22 protein-coding genes, 1 tRNA gene and 1 pseudogene are annotated in these 20,735 nt (G+C 39.4%); 21 read left to right on the forward strand and 3 right to left on the reverse strand.

Annotation, left to right across the window (positions count from 1 at the left end; all coding sequences use genetic code 11):
• Positions 1 to 204: 204 nt before the first annotated feature.
• The 11 genes and pseudogenes from QM424_RS07730 (at position 205) to QM424_RS07780 (ending at position 11,686) form a co-directional block, all read left to right on the forward strand.
• Positions 205 to 402: a hypothetical protein gene (locus tag QM424_RS07730; protein WP_414394050.1), complete on the forward strand. Its 198-nt coding sequence runs from the start codon at positions 205 to 207 to the stop codon at positions 400 to 402.
• 30 nt (positions 403 to 432) lie between these two features.
• Positions 433 to 588 (forward strand): hypothetical protein, encoded by a 156-nt coding sequence (locus tag QM424_RS07735; protein ID WP_414394052.1) that lies wholly within the window; start codon positions 433 to 435, stop codon positions 586 to 588.
• A 5-nt stretch (positions 589 to 593) separates the two neighbouring features.
• Positions 594 to 1,826: a beta-carotene 15,15'-monooxygenase gene (locus QM424_RS07740; RefSeq protein ID WP_414394081.1), complete on the forward strand. Its 1,233-nt coding sequence runs from the start codon at positions 594 to 596 to the stop codon at positions 1,824 to 1,826.
• 70 nt (positions 1,827 to 1,896) lie between these two features.
• A pseudogene (locus tag QM424_RS07745) lies at positions 1,897 to 2,008 on the forward strand (class I tRNA ligase family protein); the annotation flags it as partial.
• Between the two features lie 114 nt (positions 2,009 to 2,122).
• Positions 2,123 to 3,364, forward strand: coding sequence for a helix-hairpin-helix domain-containing protein (locus QM424_RS07750; protein ID WP_414394054.1), 1,242 nt, complete (start codon positions 2,123 to 2,125; stop codon positions 3,362 to 3,364).
• A gap of 31 nt (positions 3,365 to 3,395) precedes the next feature.
• Complete coding sequence (locus QM424_RS07755) at positions 3,396 to 4,397, forward strand: virulence RhuM family protein (protein ID WP_414394056.1); 1,002 nt, start codon at positions 3,396 to 3,398, stop codon at positions 4,395 to 4,397.
• Between the two features lie 70 nt (positions 4,398 to 4,467).
• Positions 4,468 to 7,119: a valine--tRNA ligase gene (locus tag QM424_RS07760; RefSeq protein WP_414394058.1), complete on the forward strand. Its 2,652-nt coding sequence runs from the start codon at positions 4,468 to 4,470 to the stop codon at positions 7,117 to 7,119.
• 69 nt (positions 7,120 to 7,188) lie between these two features.
• Entirely contained in the window at positions 7,189 to 7,944 is a 756-nt protein-coding gene (locus QM424_RS07765) for a protein NO VEIN domain-containing protein (protein WP_414394060.1), read from the forward strand.
• Between the two features lie 117 nt (positions 7,945 to 8,061).
• Positions 8,062 to 8,649 carry a DNA-directed RNA polymerase subunit delta gene (gene rpoE, locus QM424_RS07770; RefSeq protein WP_414394062.1) on the forward strand — a complete coding sequence of 196 codons (588 nt, stop codon included), beginning with the start codon at positions 8,062 to 8,064 and terminating at the stop codon, positions 8,647 to 8,649.
• Between the two features lie 233 nt (positions 8,650 to 8,882).
• Positions 8,883 to 10,490 (forward strand): CTP synthase, encoded by a 1,608-nt coding sequence (locus QM424_RS07775; RefSeq protein ID WP_414394064.1) that lies wholly within the window; start codon positions 8,883 to 8,885, stop codon positions 10,488 to 10,490.
• 119 nt (positions 10,491 to 10,609) lie between these two features.
• Entirely contained in the window at positions 10,610 to 11,686 is a 1,077-nt protein-coding gene (locus QM424_RS07780; protein WP_414394066.1) for an N-acetylmuramoyl-L-alanine amidase family protein, read from the forward strand.
• 24 nt (positions 11,687 to 11,710) lie between these two features.
• Here the strand turns inward: QM424_RS07780 and QM424_RS07785 are convergent, their stop codons facing one another.
• Positions 11,711 to 11,842, reverse strand: a complete 132-nt coding sequence (locus QM424_RS07785) for a hypothetical protein (protein WP_261041575.1) — start codon at positions 11,840 to 11,842, stop codon at positions 11,711 to 11,713.
• Positions 11,843 to 11,935: 93 nt separating this feature from the next.
• Here QM424_RS07785 and QM424_RS07790 point away from each other — a divergent pair, with 93 nt between their 5' ends.
• From QM424_RS07790 to QM424_RS07825, 8 genes are all read left to right on the forward strand, one after another.
• Complete coding sequence (locus QM424_RS07790; RefSeq protein ID WP_414394068.1) at positions 11,936 to 12,235, forward strand: DUF4651 domain-containing protein; 300 nt, start codon at positions 11,936 to 11,938, stop codon at positions 12,233 to 12,235.
• Positions 12,232 to 12,549, forward strand: a complete 318-nt coding sequence (locus QM424_RS07795) for a thioredoxin family protein (protein WP_000615777.1) — start codon at positions 12,232 to 12,234, stop codon at positions 12,547 to 12,549. The genes QM424_RS07790 and QM424_RS07795 overlap by 4 nt, the downstream gene beginning before the upstream one ends.
• 15 nt (positions 12,550 to 12,564) lie before the next feature.
• On the forward strand, positions 12,565 to 13,191 hold the full coding sequence (gene ytpR / locus QM424_RS07800; RefSeq protein ID WP_414394070.1) for a YtpR family tRNA-binding protein: 627 nt from the start codon (positions 12,565 to 12,567) through the stop codon (positions 13,189 to 13,191).
• A 41-nt stretch (positions 13,192 to 13,232) separates the two neighbouring features.
• On the forward strand, positions 13,233 to 13,994 hold the full coding sequence (locus QM424_RS07805) for an SDR family NAD(P)-dependent oxidoreductase (RefSeq protein ID WP_077804732.1): 762 nt from the start codon (positions 13,233 to 13,235) through the stop codon (positions 13,992 to 13,994).
• 76 nt (positions 13,995 to 14,070) lie between these two features.
• A complete protein-coding gene (locus QM424_RS07810; RefSeq protein ID WP_000282465.1) occupies positions 14,071 to 14,466 on the forward strand; it encodes a single-stranded DNA-binding protein in 396 nt (131 codons plus the stop codon).
• A gap of 155 nt (positions 14,467 to 14,621) precedes the next feature.
• Positions 14,622 to 14,906, forward strand: coding sequence for a co-chaperone GroES (groES, locus tag QM424_RS07815; RefSeq protein WP_000917323.1), 285 nt, complete (start codon positions 14,622 to 14,624; stop codon positions 14,904 to 14,906).
• A gap of 15 nt (positions 14,907 to 14,921) precedes the next feature.
• A complete protein-coding gene (gene groL, locus QM424_RS07820; protein WP_414394073.1) occupies positions 14,922 to 16,544 on the forward strand; it encodes a chaperonin GroEL in 1,623 nt (540 codons plus the stop codon).
• Positions 16,545 to 16,681: 137 nt separating this feature from the next.
• Complete coding sequence (locus tag QM424_RS07825; RefSeq protein WP_000567567.1) at positions 16,682 to 17,449, forward strand: epoxyqueuosine reductase QueH; 768 nt, start codon at positions 16,682 to 16,684, stop codon at positions 17,447 to 17,449.
• Between the two features lie 70 nt (positions 17,450 to 17,519).
• Here the strand turns inward: QM424_RS07825 and ntdP are convergent, their stop codons facing one another.
• Both ntdP and recX read right to left on the reverse strand, forming a co-directional pair.
• Positions 17,520 to 18,053 (reverse strand): nucleoside tri-diphosphate phosphatase, encoded by a 534-nt coding sequence (gene ntdP / locus QM424_RS07830; protein WP_000775316.1) that lies wholly within the window; start codon positions 18,051 to 18,053, stop codon positions 17,520 to 17,522.
• A gap of 88 nt (positions 18,054 to 18,141) precedes the next feature.
• The gene (gene recX / locus QM424_RS07835) at positions 18,142 to 18,918 is read right to left on the reverse strand and encodes a recombination regulator RecX (protein WP_414394075.1); all 777 of its coding nucleotides are present in this window, start codon (positions 18,916 to 18,918) and stop codon (positions 18,142 to 18,144) included.
• 37 nt (positions 18,919 to 18,955) lie between these two features.
• Here recX and rlmD point away from each other — a divergent pair, with 37 nt between their 5' ends.
• Together rlmD and QM424_RS07845 are read left to right on the forward strand one after the other, a co-directional pair.
• Entirely contained in the window at positions 18,956 to 20,311 is a 1,356-nt protein-coding gene (rlmD, locus tag QM424_RS07840) for a 23S rRNA (uracil(1939)-C(5))-methyltransferase RlmD (protein ID WP_414394077.1), read from the forward strand.
• Positions 20,312 to 20,372: 61 nt separating this feature from the next.
• A tRNA-Glu gene (locus QM424_RS07845) sits at positions 20,373 to 20,444 on the forward strand.
• Positions 20,445 to 20,735: the final 291 nt, after the last annotated feature.

Raw genomic sequence — 20,735 nt, forward strand, 5'->3', positions numbered from 1 at the left:
CTCTACCTTAATCGCGCTTGGAGTACACCCTTCAAAGTAAACGAATCACAAAGAAACTGGGATTTCCCATTTAAGCCTGTATCCGAGGTCGTAAGAATATCCAATACAGCAGAGGTAGAGTTTGATTTATTGAAGAATGAGTTAGAGGAGAAAATAGATGGCTAAAAAGAAAAATAGAAAAAAGAATTAAACCGCCAGCAAAAGTTGGATATCAAAGTCGTTTCTGAAGAAGAGGTTGCCTGGACAGAACTACTGGCTAAAAAAACAACTTTTGTAGAACGTCGGACCATTCAAAATTTCGATGAACTACATACAACAGTGATGCAATATGCTGATGAACATGGAGAGTATCCAGATGTTCAGCTAATCAATTACCAACTGAAAAATAGGATTTTTGATTAGAATCAGGACTATGCTTTATTTAGAGAAGCTATGCATACTCCAAATACACAGAAGCGAAATGAACTGTTAAAACAAGTTTTAAAGATCAATCCAGATTATTTTGCTGCTACTTTTCACCCATTCTTATCAGAGGTTGAAGATTTTGATTTACCAACCTTTAGATTAGATTTAGGAGGCAAAGATTGAAATTAATGTATTATTTTAATACTGACAATAGATTGAGGAATCTTTTTGCTCAAACTTGGAAAATACTTATGTATGCGCTAACGTATTTTCCAATAATATCTCTAATTATATTCTGTCTTACCGATTTTAAATTAGTTATAATTTTACAATTTGCCTTGATACTAATATATGTGTTTAACTATAAAAATCGATTTAATAAGTTTAGAGTTTTTCTTACTAAAAGTACTAAATCTTTAGCTTTTATGAACGCATGGGATGGAATATTTTGCGGAATCTTGACTTACATTCTTTATAACCTAAATCTAGTTGAATCAACTTTAATCAACTTATCTCAATATTTTTCTACTAATTATGGCATAAGTAAAAATCACATAAATAACTGGATTATCATTGTAATACTTTTAATATTACCATTTGTATTATCTGTTATAAAAACTATAATATCAATCAAGATATTTAAAAAAGTTAATAAAATAGATATCTCCAAGGGAAAGACACTATGGAATGTATATGCCACGATGCTTATTAATTCGTTTTTATGGTATTATATCTATATTTATTACTTTATTTCTAAAGCTATTGATTTTCATTCCGATTTAATAACTGACATTTTTATATTTAATTCATTTATTGCGCTTTATTTAATATTCTGGTGGATAATTCATAATCTAATTAGACATGGTGCAAAAGATACTAAAGAAGTAATAGCATCATGGCTAACTGGAACAATCTGTATATTGTTGTTAGCAATATTTAATCAAGTTGAAAATGAATTAATAAATGCTTTAACCTGGTTTTTGCCAATATTAATTCCTAGTCTAATTGGAGAAATAAATTCTCAATTTGATACAAAAAAATATAAGAAAAAACCAATAAGAACTGAGAAAATGGATAGACACCTCTATCGAACTCAACTATATAGTTTTCTTACTCTATTAATGTTGAGTATTATTCCAAAGTTAACCGAAATTATTTGGGGTTTAAAGATTAAGATGAAATTGGTCGAATTTATAACTCCCGTAGCTGATTGGATGTCTGAATTATTTGCCTCAACTATAATTATTTTCGTTTGTTTCATATTATCATTGGTTATTGGGAAGGCTATAATTTGGTTATTACAGTATTTCTATTTAAACACCCATAATGGATATTACGTGTATCGTGATAACATGCACAGTGTATTAATAAATCGTAGATATAAAAGAAATATTCATAAAAGGAGAAAAAATAATGTCTAATCAACTTTAACCTAAACACATTCCATCCTATGTTTAGGCTGGTCGTTATCAAAAATAGCTTGACGAAGATATTTTCAAGCCTTCAGGAGATCAAAAGGCTAAGTCTTATTCAATAGTGATTCCCACCACCAAATGTTACTGGTACACTTCACCTTGGTCACGCTTGGGGTACAACCTTCAAAGCAAACGAATCACAAAGAAGCTTAGATTCCCGTTCAAGCCTGTAGCTGAGTCCTGAAGGATATCTAAGGCAGTTGAGTCGAATCTATTGAAGAATGAGTTAGAGGAGAAAATAGATGGCTAAAAAGAAAAATAGAAAAAAAGAATTAAAACGCCAGCAAAAGTTGGATATCAAAGTTATTTCTGAAGAAGAGGCTGCTTGGACAGAAATCATGGCCAAAAATCCAACTTTTGTAGAACGTCGGACTATTCAAAATTTCGATGAACTGCATACAGCAGTGATGCAATATGCTGATGAACACGGAGAGTATCCAGATGTTCAGCTAATCAATTACCAACTGAAAAATAGGACTTTTGATTGGAGTCAGGACCACGCTTTATTTAGAGAAGCTATGCATACTCCAAATACACAGAAGCGAAATAAACTGTTAAAACAAGTTTTAAAAATCAATCCAGATTATTTTGCTGCTGATTTTCATTTATTCTTATCAGAAGTTGAAGATTTTGATTTGTCAACTTTTAAAAAAGTATTGGATTTTGAAATTCTAGTTTTAGAAAAATGGAAAATGAATGGATACAATAGTTGGAATTATTTTGAAGCACGCCCTATCCTGTCTGCTCTGATGTTTCTGATTGAATATTATATGGCAGAAAAATTTTATTTTAAGGCTTTGGAATTGGTTAACTTATACTTAAGTAAGCGACCAGAACGGTTTCCTCCTAATTTTGTCTTCTGTATGCTTTCCTTGTATCATATTACTGGTCAGGAACTAAAGGTTGAACGTTTCTATCGTGAAGAATTAAATACAGGGAAACGGGATGATACCATTCTTATTCATGCCATCATCTCTGCTTTTTCTCAAGGAAAAATTGAGGAAGCCAGTCAGCTATTTGCAAAATTAGTGGAGATCAATGATGAAGCTGTTGAATTCTTTATAGAGGAAGATTGGCAATTCAAAGTTATAGATATCGAAGACCAAGAATGCTATTGTCCAAATTCAGTTGAATCGCTACAAGCTAGTTTGTATCCTCTGTTTGATTATTTACTAGAAAATATTATTTTAACGAAATTTTTAACAAACGAAGCCAAAAAGTTCCGCCGTAAACCAGTATTTTCGAATCATTCTAGTATGATAAGAAATTTATCCGAGGTCACTGACTGGCATTCCTTTATGAACGAGGAAGAAATGAAGGGAATTCGGATGGATCTTGTTCACATATTTGTTGAAAATGGGATTCGTAGGTCTTCAGATTTCAAAAAATGGACTGAAAAAGAAGTTCTCGCTTTGAAGGGAATTGGTCCCGTAACCGTTCAAAAACTGAAAGAAAACGGCATAAAGTTTAAGAAAGAGAAGTAATTGTTTATGGAAGGGAGGAGGTGAATTTGTCTTGAATGAAATTTCTAATTTCATCCTGTATACTACACCAAATGGCGACGTTCAGCTAGATATCCTTTTACAAGATGAAAATCTTTGGTTGACTCAAAAAGGTCTTGCAGAGCTCTTTGGAGTTGAACGAAGTGTCATTACAAAGCACTTGAAAAACATTTATGATAGTGGTGAGTTGGATAAGGTGTTAACTTGTGCAAAATTTGCACAGGTTCAACAAGAGGGAAATAGAACTGTCAGGCGTGAACTTGAATATTACAATCTGGATGCTATCATTTCAGTAGGCTATCGTGTAAATTCCAGTAAGGCTACTCAATTTAGAATTTGGGCAACCAAGACCTTGAAAGAATTTATCATCAAAGGTTTTGTTTTGAATGATGAACGCTTGAAACAAGGACAGACAGTTTTCGGACAAGATTATTTCCGTGAACTTTTAGAACGAATTCGCTCTATTCGTTCTAGCGAGCGCCGAATCTATCAACAAATTACGGATATCTTTGCCGAATGTGCTATAGATTATGATCGAAACTCAGATATTACTAAAAACTTCTATGCTATGGTGCAAAATAAATTTCATTATGCAATTACTGGAAATACTGCTGCAGAAATTATCTATCAGCAAGCCGATGCTAGTAAAGAAAAAATGGGATTAACTTCTTGGAAGAATGCACCTGATGGACGAGTGCTCAAATCAGATGTAACGGTAGCCAAAAATTATTTGCAAGAAAAAGAAATTCGACAACTAGAGAGAACTGTTACAGCCTATTTTGATTATATTGAGGGTTTGGTTGAGCGCCGTAATACTTTTACAATGCAAGGATTGGCAGATAGTATTGATCGTTTTCTATCTTTTAATGAGTACGAAATTTTAGAAGGAAAAGGAAGTATTTCCAAGAAACAAGCAGACTCAAAAGCCATTCAGGAGTATGAAAAATTTAACCGAACTCAAAAAATTATATCAGACTTTGATAAACATATTATGAAGATAACGAGAGAAACATAATGAGTTGAATCAAAGTCTATCTCCTACATACTAATTTTATTTAAAGATATTAACTAGAAAGGACAAACACATGTCTAAAGAACTTTCACCTAAATACAATCCAGCCGAGGTTGAGGCTGGTCGTTACCAAAAATGGCTTGACGCTGATGTTTTCAAACCTTCAGGAGATCAAAAGGCAAAGCCTTATTCAATCGTGATTCCACCACCAAACGTAACTGGTAAACTCCACCTTGGTCACGCTTGGGATACGACTTTGCAGGATATCATCATCCGTCAAAAACGCATGCAAGGTTTTGATACCCTTTGGCTTCCAGGTATGGACCACGCGGGGATTGCAACTCAAGCTAAGGTTGAGGAGCGCTTGCGTGGTGAGGGTATTACTCGTTACGACCTGGGTCGTGAAAAATTCCTTGACAAAGTTTGGGAATGGAAAGACGAGTATGCCACTACCATCAAAGAACAATGGGGCAAGATGGGGCTCTCTGTCGACTACTCTCGCGAGCGTTTCACTCTTGATGAAGGCTTGTCAAAAGCTGTTCGCAAGGTCTTTGTGGACCTTTACAAGAAAGGTTGGATCTATCGTGGTGAATTCATCATCAACTGGGACCCAGCTGCACGCACAGCCCTTTCTGATATTGAAGTTATCCACAAGGATGTCGAAGGTGCCTTCTACCACATGAACTACATGCTGGAAGATGGTTCACGCGCCCTTGAAGTGGCAACAACTCGTCCTGAGACCATGTTTGGGGACGTTGCCGTTGCGGTCAACCCAGAAGACCCACGCTACAAGGATTTGATCGGTCAAAACGTTATTCTGCCAATCGCTAATAAACCTATCCCGATCGTTGGAGACGAGCACGCAGATCCTGAATTTGGTACTGGTGTCGTGAAAATCACGCCTGCCCACGATCCAAACGACTTCTTGGTTGGTCAACGCCACAACTTGCCACAAGTCAACGTCATGAACGACGACGGAACTATGAACGAGCTTGCCTTCGAATTTGCAGGCATGGACCGTTTTGAAGCTCGTAAGGCAGTCGTTGCTAAACTGGAAGAAATCGGTGCCCTTGTTAAAATCGAAAAACGTGTCCACAGTGTTGGCCACTCAGAGCGTACAGGTGTTGTGGTTGAGCCACGCTTGTCTACTCAATGGTTTGTCAAGATGAACCAATTGGCGAAAAATGCTATTGCCAACCAAGACACAGAGGACAAAGTTGAATTCTACCCACCTCGTTTCAACGATACCTTCCTCCAATGGATGGAAAATGTCCATGACTGGGTAATCTCTCGTCAGCTCTGGTGGGGTCACCAAATCCCTGCTTGGTACAATGCTGAGGGTGAAATGTACGTCGGTGAAGAAGCTCCAGAAGGTGACGGATGGACACAAGATGAAGACGTCTTGGATACTTGGTTTAGTTCTGCCCTTTGGCCATTCTCAACCATGGGCTGGCCTGATGTCGACTCAGAAGATTTCAAACGTTACTTCCCAACTTCAACCTTGGTAACAGGTTACGACATTATCTTCTTTTGGGTATCTCGTATGATCTTCCAATCCTTGGAATTCACTGGTCGTCAGCCATTCCAAAACGTGCTTATCCACGGTCTCATCCGTGACGAGCAAGGACGCAAGATGTCCAAATCTCTCGGTAACGGGATTGACCCGATGGATGTCATCGAAAAATACGGTGCCGATGCCCTTCGTTGGTTCCTTTCAAACGGTTCTGCACCAGGTCAAGACGTGCGTTTCTCTTACGAGAAAATGGATGCTTCATGGAACTTCATTAACAAGATCTGGAACATCTCTCGCTACATCCTCATGAATAATGAAGGCTTGACCCTTGAGCAAGCAACTGCCAATGTGGAAAAAGTTGTTAACAAGGAAGCTGGGAATGTCACAGACCGCTGGATTCTTCACAACCTCAATGAAACCATCGGCAAAGCTACTGCCAACTTTGACAAGTTTGAGTTTGGTGTCGCTGGACATATCCTTTACAACTTCATCTGGGACGAGTTTGCGGACTGGTACGTTGAATTGACCAAGGAAGTCCTTTATAGCGACAATGAAGAAGAGAAAGTTATCACACGTTCTGTTCTCCTTTACACTTTGGACAAGATCCTTCGTCTCCTCCACCCAATCATGCCATTCGTGACAGAGGAAATCTTTGGACAAATCTCAGAAGGCTCTATCGTTACAGCTGCATACCCAACTGTTAATCCAGACTTTGAAGACCTTGCGGCCCACACAGGTGTCGAAAGCCTCAAAGACTTGATCCGTGCTGTTCGTAATGCGCGTGCGGAAGTAAACGTAGCACCAAGTAAGCCTATCACCATCCTTGTTAAGACTAGCGATAGTGACTTGGAAGCCTTCTTTAACAGCAATGTTAACTACATCAAACGCTTCACAAATCCAGAACACTTGGAAATCGCATCAACCATCCCTGCACCTGAACTCGCTATGTCAAGCGTCATCACAGGAGCAGAAATCTACTTGCCACTGGCAGACCTCCTCAATGTCGAAGAAGAACTGGCTCGTCTCGACAAGGAACTAGCTAAATGGCAAAAAGAACTGGACATGGTAGGCAAGAAGCTCTCTAACGAACGCTTTGTAGCCAATGCCAAACCAGAAGTCGTCCAAAAAGAACGCGACAAACAAGCCGACTACCAAGCGAAATATGATGCGACCGTAGCACGTATTGATGAGATGAAGAAACTCGTGAAATAAACACAGAAACACGGTGATGAGCCGTGTTTTTTGGTATAATGAAATCAATATCTATTGATGGAGAAAGTGATGTCTAAGCACCCGCATTATGAATTGTTAAATTTAATTGGCTACGGTCTTGCCAAGTTTGACAAGCTTTTTATAAAAGAATTTCAATGTTCTAGCAAGTCGGAGTTTTATCGCTATGTGGTTTCTCTGGAAATTGCTGAAACAACTGGAGTTATAAAAAATAGAATGGATTTATTTGATCCTTATTTTGACAATAATCGAAAAGGTTGGTGGCAGAAAGCTGAAGTTTACCGTTTTCGTAAAGATTTAATTGATATGATGTTTGGAAATGAAGATGTTCATAGTTATGCTGAAATCGTTAAAATGTTACTTGCTAGTGAAGGAAAGCGAACAGGCATTACTACCATTGAAAAACCAATTATTCGAACTAAATTCAAACGTCTACAAGAAACTGGAATGGAAGCAGAAAATTATTTTATACTCAACTTTGATAAAGAAGAAAAATTTCAAGGTGGACTATTGACCGATGCCCGTCTTTATGGTGATGGATATGATTTCCAAGTAGATGTTCAAGAACATTCTTATCTTGCCGAAGTTAAAGGAATTCGAAAATCTAAGGGTCGCATTCGATTGACTGCCAGAGAATATGAAAAAGCCAAAGAGTTTCAATCAGATTTTATTTTATCTCTAGTTACTAACCTATATGATATTCCCAAGCTAGTGTTAATTGATAATTCTTTGAATCATTTTGAATTCCAAAAGAGCATCATAAAAAATGAAGTCATAGAATATAGAAGCTTAGAAGATTTGTATTAGTTCTCCCCCTTAACCTTTGACTATTCCGCAAAATTATCGTAAAATAAAGAGTAAATGATAAAATGAGGTCAGAGTCTGTTTACTCTGGCGATAGTAGTATAAATGAGGAGAAACGCTTTGGAATTAGAAGTATTTGCTGGGCAAGAAAAAAGTGAACTATCTATGATTGAGGTAGCGCGTGCTATCTTGGAACTTCGTGGTCGCGATCATGAGATGCATTTTAGCGATCTTGTAAACGAAATTCAAAACTACCTTGGAACATCAAACAGCGATATCCGTGAAGCCTTGCCTTTGTTCTACACAGAGTTGAACTTTGACGGTAGCTTCATCTCACTTGGAGACAACAAATGGGGTCTTCGTTCATGGTATGGTGTAGACGAAATCGACGAAGAAATCATCGCTCTTGAAGAAAATGATGACGATGAAGTAGCACCAAAAGCTAAGAAAAAACGCGTCAATGCCTTCATGGATGGTGATTCAGATGCTATTGACTACAATACAGATGATCCAGAAGATGAAGATGCATACGAAGCAGATCCAGCTCTTTCATACGATGATGAAAATCCAGATGATGAGAAAAATGAAGTGGAAGCTTATGATGCAGAAATCAACGAGATTGCCCCTGATGACTTGGGTGAGGACGTGGATCTCAACGAAGAAGACGACGAGTTTTCAGATGATGATTCTGAAAACATCGAGGAATAAAAGTTAGCTATTGACAATTATCCTTTTTTTAGGTATCATATTGTTCGGGCACCTCTTTTAGAGGTCGGGCTCCCTAGTTCTTAGGGAGCTATTTTTGTTTTTTCAAGAAGCTATCTTCTTGTCTTTTGGTTGTGAATCTGGTGCAGTAGTCCCAGATTATTCTTATTAGTGGTCTTGTTTTCTATGTCCCCTCGTAGTCAGCAAGACCTTGAGCATTTTAGAAAGAGGAATCTATGTCTACGAAATATATTTTTGTAACTGGTGGTGTGGTATCGTCTATTGGGAAAGGGATTGTGGCAGCAAGTCTAGGCCGTCTCTTGAAAAATCGTGGTCTCAAGGTAACCATTCAAAAGTTTGACCCTTATATCAATATCGATCCGGGAACTATGAGTCCTTACCAGCACGGGGAAGTTTTTGTGACAGATGACGGAGCTGAGACTGATTTGGACTTGGGTCACTATGAACGCTTCATCGATATCAATCTCAACAAATATTCCAACGTGACAACTGGTAAAATCTACAGTGAAGTTCTGCGTAAGGAACGCCGTGGAGAATACCTTGGGGCAACTGTTCAGGTTATTCCTCATATCACAGATGCTTTGAAAGAAAAAATCAAGCGTGCCGCTGTAACGACAGACTCTGATGTTATTATCACAGAGGTAGGTGGAACAGTAGGAGATATCGAGTCCTTACCATTCTTAGAGGCCCTTCGTCAGATGAAGGCAGATGTGGGTGCGGATAATGTTATGTACATCCATACAACCCTGCTTCCATACCTCAAGGCAGCTGGTGAAATGAAGACCAAACCAACTCAACACTCTGTAAAAGAATTGCGTGGATTGGGAATTCAGCCAAATATGTTGGTTATTCGTACAGAAGAGCCAGCTGGTCAAGGAATTAAAAACAAACTGGCCCAGTTCTGTGATGTGGCACCAGAAGCCGTTATCGAATCGTTGGATGTTGAACACCTTTACCAAATTCCACTGAACTTGCAGGCGCAAGGCATGGACCAGATTGTCTGTGACCATTTGAAATTAGACGCACCAGTAGCGGATATGACAGAATGGTCAGCTATGGTGGACAAGGTCATGAACCTTAAGAAACAAGTTAAGATTTCCCTTGTTGGTAAGTATGTTGAGTTGCAAGATGCCTACATCTCTGTGGTTGAAGCCTTGAAACACTCTGGTTATGCCAACGACGCAGAAGTGAAAATCAATTGGGTCAATGCCAATGATGTGACAGCAGAGAATGTGGCGGAACTCTTGTCTGATGCAGACGGAATCATCGTACCAGGTGGTTTTGGCCAACGTGGTACTGAAGGGAAAATACAAGCTATCCGCTATGCGCGTGAAAAGGATGTTCCAATGTTGGGTGTCTGCTTGGGAATGCAGTTGACTTGTATCGAGTTTGCTCGTCACGTTTTGGGGCTTGAAGGTGCCAATTCTGCAGAGCTTGCACCAGAAACAAAATACCCTATCATTGATATCATGCGTGATCAGATTGATGTTGAGGATATGGGGGGAACCCTTCGCTTGGGACTTTACCCGTCTAAGTTGAAACGTGGCTCTAAGGCAGCAGCTGCTTATCACAATCAAGAAGTGGTGCAACGCCGTCACCGTCACCGTTATGAGTTTAACAATGCCTTCCGTGAGCAGTTTGAGGCAGCAGGCTTTGTCTTCTCAGGTGTTTCTCCAGACAATCGTTTGGTCGAAATTGTGGAAATCCCTGAAAATAAATTCTTTGTAGCTTGTCAGTATCACCCTGAACTGTCAAGTCGTCCAAACCGCCCAGAAGAACTCTACACTGCCTTTGTCACTGCAGCAGTTGAGAACAGTAATTAGCAAAATCAGAACCTTTGAGAAGAATCTCAGAGGTTTTTTGCTTGCATATTTAGGATAAGATTTGCAAAATAAAAACATAGTGATATAATTAACATAAAAAATCCTAAGGAGGATCTACAATGAAAAAAATCACCCTATTTAGTTTAGCTTTAGCAGGCCTAGCTTTGCTTGTTTCACCTCATTCAGGGCAGGCATTTGAGCTTAAAGAAGAATGGGTTGTTAAGTGTGGAGTACAGTATCAAGATGGCAAGATTCTTCGATTTAATAATGGCCATGAAGTGGATATTAAAGTCTTGGATTTGCCAAAAACAGAGAAAATCGAGTGGACAGTTAGTCTCAATGGTCAAGATCAAACTGTCAATTTCCTAGGTCAAGAAAAGGACAAGTCTATGATGGGTGTAGAGGGACGTTATCTGAATTTCTATGTTCCATATGGCTATAGAGGAGATATCAAGGTCGAGGCTAAGAGCGGAAACGAAGTAAAGACCTGGTCAACGAAAGTTGTGGATGATATTCATAATGATAGTGGAAAGAGAGGCTACTACCATATTAAAGAATCAAATAATCAATACACCTACCTCGATGCTAAATGGGATTATCAAACCAAGACTTACACTGCTACTTTACCAGAGACTGTCAATGGTCAAAAAGTTTTTGCTTGGACAGACTATGACAATGGCGAGTTGAAACTTGAAAAACTAAAAACTATCAGTCGTAAATATGATGATGGAGGATCTTTCAAAGAACTTTATCCGATTGTAAAAGCCGAAAGCTGGCTAAAATCAAACCAAAACTGGTACTATCAAAAACAAGGTCAATTAGTACAGAATGCTTGGGTTAAAGCCAAGGGAACTTGGTACTTTATGAATGATAAAGGAGTCATGTTCAATCAAACTTGGCTCTATCAAGGTGGCAACTGGTATGCCTTTAAATCATCAGGAGCTATGATTGCGAGTGACTGGCTTTACGACCAAGGCAAGTGGTACTATTTATCAACTTCAGGAGCCATGAAAGCAAGCACTTGGGTTTATGACAAGGGAGACTGGTATTATGTAAGTTCTTCTGGTGCCATGCTAGCGAATGATTGGGTCAAAGATAATGGCAAGTGGTATTCTCTAGCTTCATCAGGTAAGATGCTTCGCAATACCTACACCCCTGATGGTTACTACGTTGGTAACTCAGGCGCCTGGCAATAAGAATAATACTCTTCGAAAATCTCTTCAAACCACGTCAGCTTCATCCACAACCTCAAAACGCTGTTTTGAGCTGACTTCGTCAGTTCTATCTACAACCTCAAAGCAGTGCTTTGAGCAACCTGCGGATAGCTTCCTAGTTTGCTCTTTGATTTTCATTGAGTATAAGAAGTCCTTTTCCTTAAAGGAAGAGGCTTTTTACTTGCTTTTCTGCTGCTTCCTCATTTGTCCTAAAGCCTTTTTTGTGTTAAAATGAATGGTATGAAAGCTAAAAAAATGTGGATGGCAGGTCTGGCTCTGCTTGGTATTGGGAGCCTTGCCCTTGCTACGAAAAAAGTTGCAGATGGCCGTAAGCTCATGAAGACTCAGGAAGAGTTGACAGCGATTGTGCGAGACCATTTTTCAGACATGGGGGAAATTGCGACCCTCTATGTTCAAGTCTATGAAAGCAGTCTAGAGAGCTTGGTTGGTGGCGTCATTTTTGAGGATGGCCGTCATTATACCTTTGTCTATGAAAATGAAGACCTAGTCTATGAGGAGGAAGTCTTATGATACAACCAGCAAGTTTAGAAGAATTAGCATCTTTAGTAGAAAAAGATGGCAAGAAGGTCTTTCTTTTTGTAGCAGACTGGTGTGGCGATTGTCGTTATATCTATCCTGCCTTACCAGAAATTGAGGAGACCAATCCAGAGTTTACCTTTATTCGAGTGGATAGAGACCAGTATATGGATTTGGCTAAACTCTGGGATGTATACGGAATCCCTAGCCTTGTTGTTCTAGAAAAGGACAAGGAAATCGGCCGTTTTGTTAATCGCGACCGTAAAAGCAAGCAACAAATTAATGACTTTTTAGCAGGACTGAAATAGGAGAAAATAGAAACAATGATTTTTACATATAACAAAGAACATGTCGGTGATGTCCTTATGGTCATCGTGAAAAACAGTGGAGATGCCAAACTGGATGTAGAACGCAAAGGCAAGGTAGCTCGTGTTTTCCTCAAAGGTAATGGGGAAACAGTGGCGTGGAATATTTTTGAAGTTTCAAGTTTCTTTGAAATTGCAGAGCGCGGTCAAGTCTTTTTATCAGATGAACAAGTAACTCGTTTGAACCAAGAATTACAAACGGAAGGTTTTGCAGAGGAAATTGTTAATGACAAGGAACCTAAGTTTGTTGTTGGTGAAATTGTCGAGATGGTAGCCCATCCTGATAGTGACCACCTCAACATCTGCCAAGTTGCAGTCGCAAGTGACAAGACAGTGCAAATCGTTGCCGGAGCACCTAATGCGCGTGTGGGATTGAAAACCATTGTAGCTCTTCCAGGAGCTATGATGCCCAAAGGCAATCTTATTTTCCCAGGTGAGCTTCGTGGCGAAAAGAGTTTTGGCATGATGTGTAGCCCTCGTGAATTGCATTTGCCAAATGCTCCGCAAAAACGTGGTATTATTGAATTATCAGAAGACCAAGTTGTCGGGACTCCATTTGATCCAGCTAAGCACTGGACTGCCTAAGAAGTTGTTAGTATCTGATAGACCAGCTAGAAGGAAATAAGATGGCAAAAAATGTTGTGATTACAGGAGCGACATCAGGTATTGGTGAAGCAATTGCGCGTGCTTATTTGGAGCAGGGTGAGAATGTCGTTCTAACTGGACGACGGACAGATAGACTAGAAGCTCTTAAGTCGGAGTTTGCAGAAGTCTTTCCAAATCAAACAGTTTGGACTTTTCCGCTAGATGTCACGGATATGACCATGGTAAAGACTGTCTGCTCTGATATTCTAGAAACGATAGGGAAGATTGACATTTTGGTTAATAACGCCGGACTGGCTCTTGGCTTGGCTCCCTATCAAGACTATGAAGAGCTGGATATGTTGACCATGCTGGATACCAATGTCAAAGGTTTGATGGCAGTCACTCGCTCTTTCTTGCCAGCAATGGTAAAAGCCAATCAAGGACATATCATCAACATGGGGTCAACCGCAGGAATCTACGCCTATGCGGGTGCTGCTGTTTATTCAGCTACCAAGGCAGCGGTTAAGACCTTTTCGGATGGACTGCGAATTGATACCATCGCAACGGATATCAAGGTTACAACCATTCAGCCTGGAATTGTCGAAACAGATTTTTCAACGGTACGTTTTCATGGTGACAAAGAGCGGGCTGCGACGGTTTATCAGGGAATTGAGGCCTTGCAAGCTCAGGATGTTGCAGACACAGTAGTCTATGTGACCAGTCAACCTCGTCGTGTGCAGATTACAGATATGACCATTATGGCCAATCAACAGGCGACAGGATTTATGGTTCATAAAAAGTAAAAAATTTTCTCGAAAAGTTACAAATTTCTGTAACTTTTTTTGATTTCCTACGAATAGATAAGTAGGAGGAAAAAATATGTATAATAAAGTTATCATGATTGGACGTTTAACGTCTACACCAGAATTGCATAAAACCAACAATGACAAGTCAGTAGCGCGAGCAACTATCGCTGTAAATCGTCGTTACAAAGACCAAAACGGTGAACGCGAAGCTGATTTTGTCAATATGGTCCTTTGGGGCAGACTAGCAGAAAGCTTGGCTAGCTACGCAACTAAAGGTAGTCTCATTTCAGTGGATGGAGAATTACGTACCCGTCGTTTTGAGAAAAATGGTCAAATGAATTATGTGACCGAAGTACTTGTGACAGGATTCCAACTTCTGGAAAGTCGTGCCCAACGTGCCATGCGTGAAAATAATGCAGGCCAAGATTTGGCGGATTTGGTTTTGGAAGAGGAGGAATTGCCGTTTTAAACATTGAAAAGTCTGAGTTGGTCTCAGGCTTTTTATCTTGAGAAAGTCAGACTTTTTCCTTGACTATTTCTGACCAAGTGATACAATAGAACTATGATTTAGCACTCAGATATAAAGAGTGCTAATACTATCTATCTCATTATGGAGGAAATCAGATGTTGAAACCATTAGGGGACCGTGTGGTCTTAAAAATCGAAGAAAAAGAACAAACTGTTGGAGGTTTTGTCCTCGCAGGTTCAGCCCAAGAAAAAACCAAAACAGCTCAAGTTGTGGCTACTGGACAAGGTGTTCGTACCTTGAACGGTGACTTAGTTGCTCCAAGTGTTAAAGCTGGAGACCGTGTCTTGGTTGAAGCTCACGCAGGTCTTGATGTCAAAGATGGCGATGAAAAGTACATCATCGTAGGCGAAGCTAACATTTTGGCTATCATTGAAGAATAGAAGGAGAAAGTAAGTATGTCAAAAGAAATTAAATTTTCATCAGATGCCCGTTCAGCTATGGTTCGTGGTGTCGATATCCTTGCAGATACTGTTAAAGTAACCTTGGGACCAAAAGGCCGCAATGTTGTTCTTGAAAAATCATTCGGTTCACCACTCATCACCAATGACGGTGTAACTATTGCCAAAGAAATCGAGTTGGAAGACCATTTTGAAAATATGGGTGCCAAATTGGTATCAGAAGTAGCTTCAAAAACCAATGATATTGCAGGTGATGGGACTACAACTGCAACAGTCTTGACCCAAGCAATCGTCCGTGAAGGAATCAAAAACGTCACAGCAGGTGCCAATCCAATCGGCATTCGTCGTGGGATTGAAACAGCAGTTGCTGCAGCAGTTGAAGCCTTGAAAAACAACGCCATCCCTGTTGCCAATAAAGAAGCTATCGCTCAGGTTGCTGCCGTATCTTCTCGTTCTGAAAAAGTCGGTGAATACATTTCTGAAGCCATGGAAAAAGTTGGTAAAGACGGAGTCATCACCATTGAAGAGTCACGTGGCATGGAAACAGAGCTTGAAGTCGTAGAAGGAATGCAGTTTGACCGTGGTTACCTTTCACAGTACATGGTGACAGATAGCGAAAAAATGGTGGCTGATCTTGAAAATCCATACATTTTGATTACTGATAAGAAGATTTCAAATATCCAAGAAATCTTGCCACTCCTAGAAAGTATTCTCCAAAGCAATCGTCCACTCTTGATTATTGCGGATGATGTAGATGGCGAGGCTCTTCCAACCCTTGTATTGAACAAGATTCGTGGAACCTTTAACGTAGTAGCCGTTAAGGCACCTGGTTTTGGTGACCGGCGCAAAGCCATGCTTGAAGACATTGCCATCTTGACAGGCGGAACAGTTATCACAGAAGACCTTGGTCTTGAATTGAAAGATGCGACAATTGAAGCTCTTGGTCAAGCAACGAGAGTAACTGTGGACAAAGATAGCACTGTTATCGTAGAAGGTGCTGGAAATCCTGAAGCCATTTCTCACCGTGTTGCGGTTATCAAGTCTCAAATCGAAACCACAACTTCTGAGTTTGACCGTGAAAAATTACAAGAACGCTTGGCCAAATTATCAGGTGGTGTAGCGGTTATTAATGTCGGAGCTGCAACTGAAACTGAGTTGAAAGAAATGAAACTCCGCATTGAAGATGCTCTCAACGCTACTCGTGCAGCTGTTGAAGAAGGTATCGTTGCAGGTGGTGGAACAGCTCTTGTCAATGTCATTTCAGCCGTGGCTGATTTGGAATTAACAGGAGACGAAGCAACAGGCCGCAATATTGTTCTCCGTGCTTTGGAAGAACCTGTTCGTCAAATCGCCCACAATGCAGGATTTGAAGGCTCTATCGTTATCGATCGTTTGAAAAATGCTGAGCTTGGTACAGGCTTCAACGCAGCAACTGGCGAGTGGGTTAACATGATTGATCAAGGGATTATTGATCCAGTTAAAGTTAGCCGTTCAGCCCTTCAAAATGCAGCATCTGTAGCTAGTTTGATTTTGACAACAGAAGCAGTCGTAGCCAATAAACCAGAACCAGTGGCCCCAGCTCCAGCAATGGATCCAAGCATGATGGGCGGCATGATGTAAGCTTTCTATAGAAAACAACTTATTAAAAAACACAAAAGGAGGGAATGTCTATCCCTCTTTTTATGCTATTCACTTTTAAATAGATTTGAGCTCTCCTAACTTATATGATAAAATAAGACTAGAAAAAGGAGAAGAACATGATCGATGTAGAAGAAATTCTGAGCAAGATGAACCCCAATCAGAAGATTAATTATGACCGTGTCATGCAGAAGATGGTACAAGTATGGGAGAAAAATGAGCAACGGCCAACCATTCTCATGCATGTTTGCTGTGCCCCTTGCAGTACCTATACACTAGAATATTTGACCAAGTATGCAGATGTGACCATCTATTTTGCCAATTCTAATATCCATCCCAAGGCAGAATACCATAAGCGGGCCTATGTCACCAAGAAATTTGTCAGTGATTTTAATGAGCGGACAGGAAATACGGTTCAGTACCTAGAAGCTCCCTACGAACCAAATGAATACCGAAAACTAGTTAGGGGACTAGAGGAGGAGCCAGAAGGTGGCGACCGTTGTAAGGTTTGCTTTGACTACCGACTGGATAAGACAGCGCAAGTGGCTATGGACTTAGGATTTGACTACTTTGGCTCAGCCTTGACCATCAGTCCTCATAAGAATTCTCAAACCATCAATAGCATCGGAATCGATGTGCAAAAAATTTATACAACCCACTATCTTCCAAGTGATTTCAAGAAAAATCAAGGCTACAAACGTTCAGTAGAGATGTGTGAAGAGTATGATATCTATCGTCAATGTTATTGTGGATGCGTCTATGCAGCTCAAGCCCAGAATATTGATCTGGTTCAAGTTAAGAAGGATGCCACAGCTTTCTTGCTGGATAAGGATGTTGAAAAAGACTATTCCCACATCAAATTTACAGTTACAAAATTAGATATATAGAGACCAACCCAGCTGAAAAACTGGGTTTTTCAAATAAAAAAACCAGGGCTTTCACCCTAGTTTGACAACTTTACCGATTCTTTAGTTCTACATAGCGCTTGTACCAAATGTTTACATAGGCTTCTGAGAAAGGACCACGTCCATTGTTAATCCAATCAACAAGAATTTTGACATGTTCTTTTAAAATATAGTCCAAGTCATCAGAATAATTCATTTTGCGTTTGTGACGCTCATACTCCTCAACGTCCAAGAGACGTTTTTCTCCATCTGTAAAAATTTTAACATCCAAATCGTAATCAATATACTTCAGTGCTTCTTCATCCAGATAGTAGGGGCTAGCCATATTGCAATAATAGGAAATTCCATTATCACGAATCATGGCAATGATATTAAACCAATATTTCTTGTGAAAGTAAACAATAGCCGGTTCTCGAGTGACCCAACGACGACCATCACTTTCGGTAACAAGTGTATGATCGTTGACACCAATAATGGCGTTTTCTGTTGTTTTTAGTACCATGGTGTCCCGCCAAGTTCGGTGGAGACTCCCATCATGCTTATAACTTTGAATTGTAATAAAGTCGCCTTCTTTTGGAAGTTTCATAACTAACCAACTTTCTACAATTTATAAGTTTATCGTTTACTATTGTACCATAAAATTGCCTAAAATCTGTGAATTTTACATGAAAATATTAAAGATATTCTCTGAGAGCGCTTGCTATATCCGAAAAATCGTAGCCCTTTCGTGCTAAAACTTGGGTTAAACGCTGTTTAAGTTCGTATCCTTCATATTTTCGGGCATACTTGGCATATTGCTTATCAAGTTCCTTGAAGATGAGTTCCTGAGTCGTTTCTTGGCCAACTTGACTATCCAACTGGTCAAAGGCACTTTTAGCATCAGAATAGGAAAACCCCTTGTTGGTCAGATTTTGTATAATCTTATCCTGCAAGGCACGAGCTGGAAGTTTTCCCTCATATTTTTTCAATAGTTTATTGGCTACACGTTGAGTAACTTCAGAAAAATCAAATTCTTTCAAGTTCTCTTCTATAGTAGATTTTGAAATTCCTTTTTGTGCTAGTTTCTGACTCAGTACATAAGGTCCCTTGTCTCCCGAAAGTTGATTGGCATTGATAATAGCATAAGCGTACTGGCTATCATTAATCCAATTATCTTCTTTAAGATTAGCAATGACTTGAGAAACGATGTTTTTATTAATATCGTATTTTTTTAGATATTCTCTGACTTCTTTTTCAGTGCGCGCTTTAAAGGATAGGTGGTAGAGGGCAAGATTCTTACCATAAGAAAATTGAGCAAAGCCCTGAATCTCTTTCAATTCTTCTTCGATTATCACCTTATCTCTTGATAACATAAAACGAACAATAGTATCTTCAGTAATGTAGTATTTGTCGCCATTATCAAGCTCCATCAGATAGAGTCTTTTTTTCTTTTCAAGTTTTGTGATTTTCATAGTTCTATTATAACTCAAAATGTGATAAGATAGGGGTATGAATCTGAAAGTGAAACAAAAAATACCATTAAAAATCAAGCGCATGGGAATTAATGGTGAAGGAATTGGCTTTTACCAAAAAACATTAGTCTTTGTGCCTGGTGCTCTCAAAGGTGAAGATATCTATTGTCAGATTACTTCTATTAAACGTAACTTTGTTGAGGCAAAATTACTGAAGGTCAACAAGAAGTCTAAATTTCGAGTTGTGCCAGCATGTACTATTTACAATGAGTGCGGAGGCTGCCAAATCATGCACCTGCATTATGATAAACAACTAGAGTTCAAGACGGACTTGCTTCATCAAGCGCTGAAAAAATTTGCCCCTGCAGGATATGAAATTTATGAAATCCGCCCGACGATTGGTATGCAGGAACCAAAGTACTACCGTGCTAAGTTACAATTTCAGACTCGAAAATTTAAGAATCAGGTCAAGGCGGGCTTATATGCACAAAATTCTCACTATTTAGTAGAGTTGAAAGACTGCCTGGTACAAGATAGGGAAACCCAAGTGATTGCTAATCGTCTGGCGGAATTACTTACTTTTCACCAAATTCCAATCACAGATGAGAGAAAAATTCTAGGTGTTAGAACTATAATGGTTCGACGAGCAAGAAAGACTGGACAGGTTCAGATTATTATTGTTACAAATCGTCAGCTTAATTTAACTCAACTAGTAAAAGACTTAGTTAAAGATTTCCCAGAAGTTGTGACAGTAGCTGTGAATACAAATACAGCTAAAACCAGTGAGATTTATGGTGAAAAGACAGAGATTATCTGGGGAGAAGAGAGTATTCAAGAAGGTGTTCTCGATTATGAATTTTCACTATCCCCTCGCGCTTTCTATCAATTAAATCCAGAACAGACAGAAGTTCTCTATAGCGAAGCGGTAAAAGCCTTGGATATTACTAAAGAAGATCATTTGATTGATGCTTATTGTGGAGTTGGTACGATTGGATTTGCCTTTGCAAAGAAAGTAAAGACACTTAGAGGAATGGATATTATCCCAGAAGCTATTGAAGATGCCAAGCGAAATGCGAAAAGAATGGGATTTGACAATACTCATTATGAAGCTGGAACGGCAGAAGAGATTATTCCTCGTTGGTACAAGGAAGGCTACCGAGCAGATGCTCTGATTGTGGACCCACCACGTACAGGTCTGGATGATAAGTTATTAGATACTATTCTTACTTATGTGCCAGAAAAAATGGTTTATATTTCTTGTAATGTTTCGACCTTGGCTCGTGATTTGGTACGCTTAGTAGAAGTCTATGATCTTCATTATATCCAGTCGGTCGATATGTTCCCACATACAGCTCGAACTGAAGCTGTTGTAAAATTAATAAAAAAAGTTTAAAAAAGGTGTTGACAAAAAATAAAAAGTCGGTATAATAGTAAGAGTTGAAAACACCAACTCTGGTCCGTTGGTCAAGGGGTTAAGACACCGCCTTTTCACGGCGGTAACACGGGTTCGAATCCCGTACGGACTATGGTATGTTGCAGTTGAAACACTTGATGAAAAAAGTTTTAAAAAAGTTTCAAAAAAGTGTTGACAAGCGAAAGCGACTGTGATATACTAATATAGTTGTCGCTTGAGAGAAGCGAGTGACAAAGACCTTTGAAAACTGAACAAGACGAACCAATGTGCAGGGCGCTACAACTAAGGTTGTAGTACTGAACAATGAAAAAACAATAAATCTGTCAGTGACAGAAATGAGTGAGAACTCAAACTTTTAATGAGAGTTTGATCCTGGCTCAGGACGAACGCTGGCGGCGTGCCT

This window comes from Streptococcus mitis (genome assembly GCF_047464945.1).
GTDB classification, from domain to species: Bacteria; Bacillota; Bacilli; order Lactobacillales; family Streptococcaceae; genus Streptococcus; species Streptococcus mitis_EA.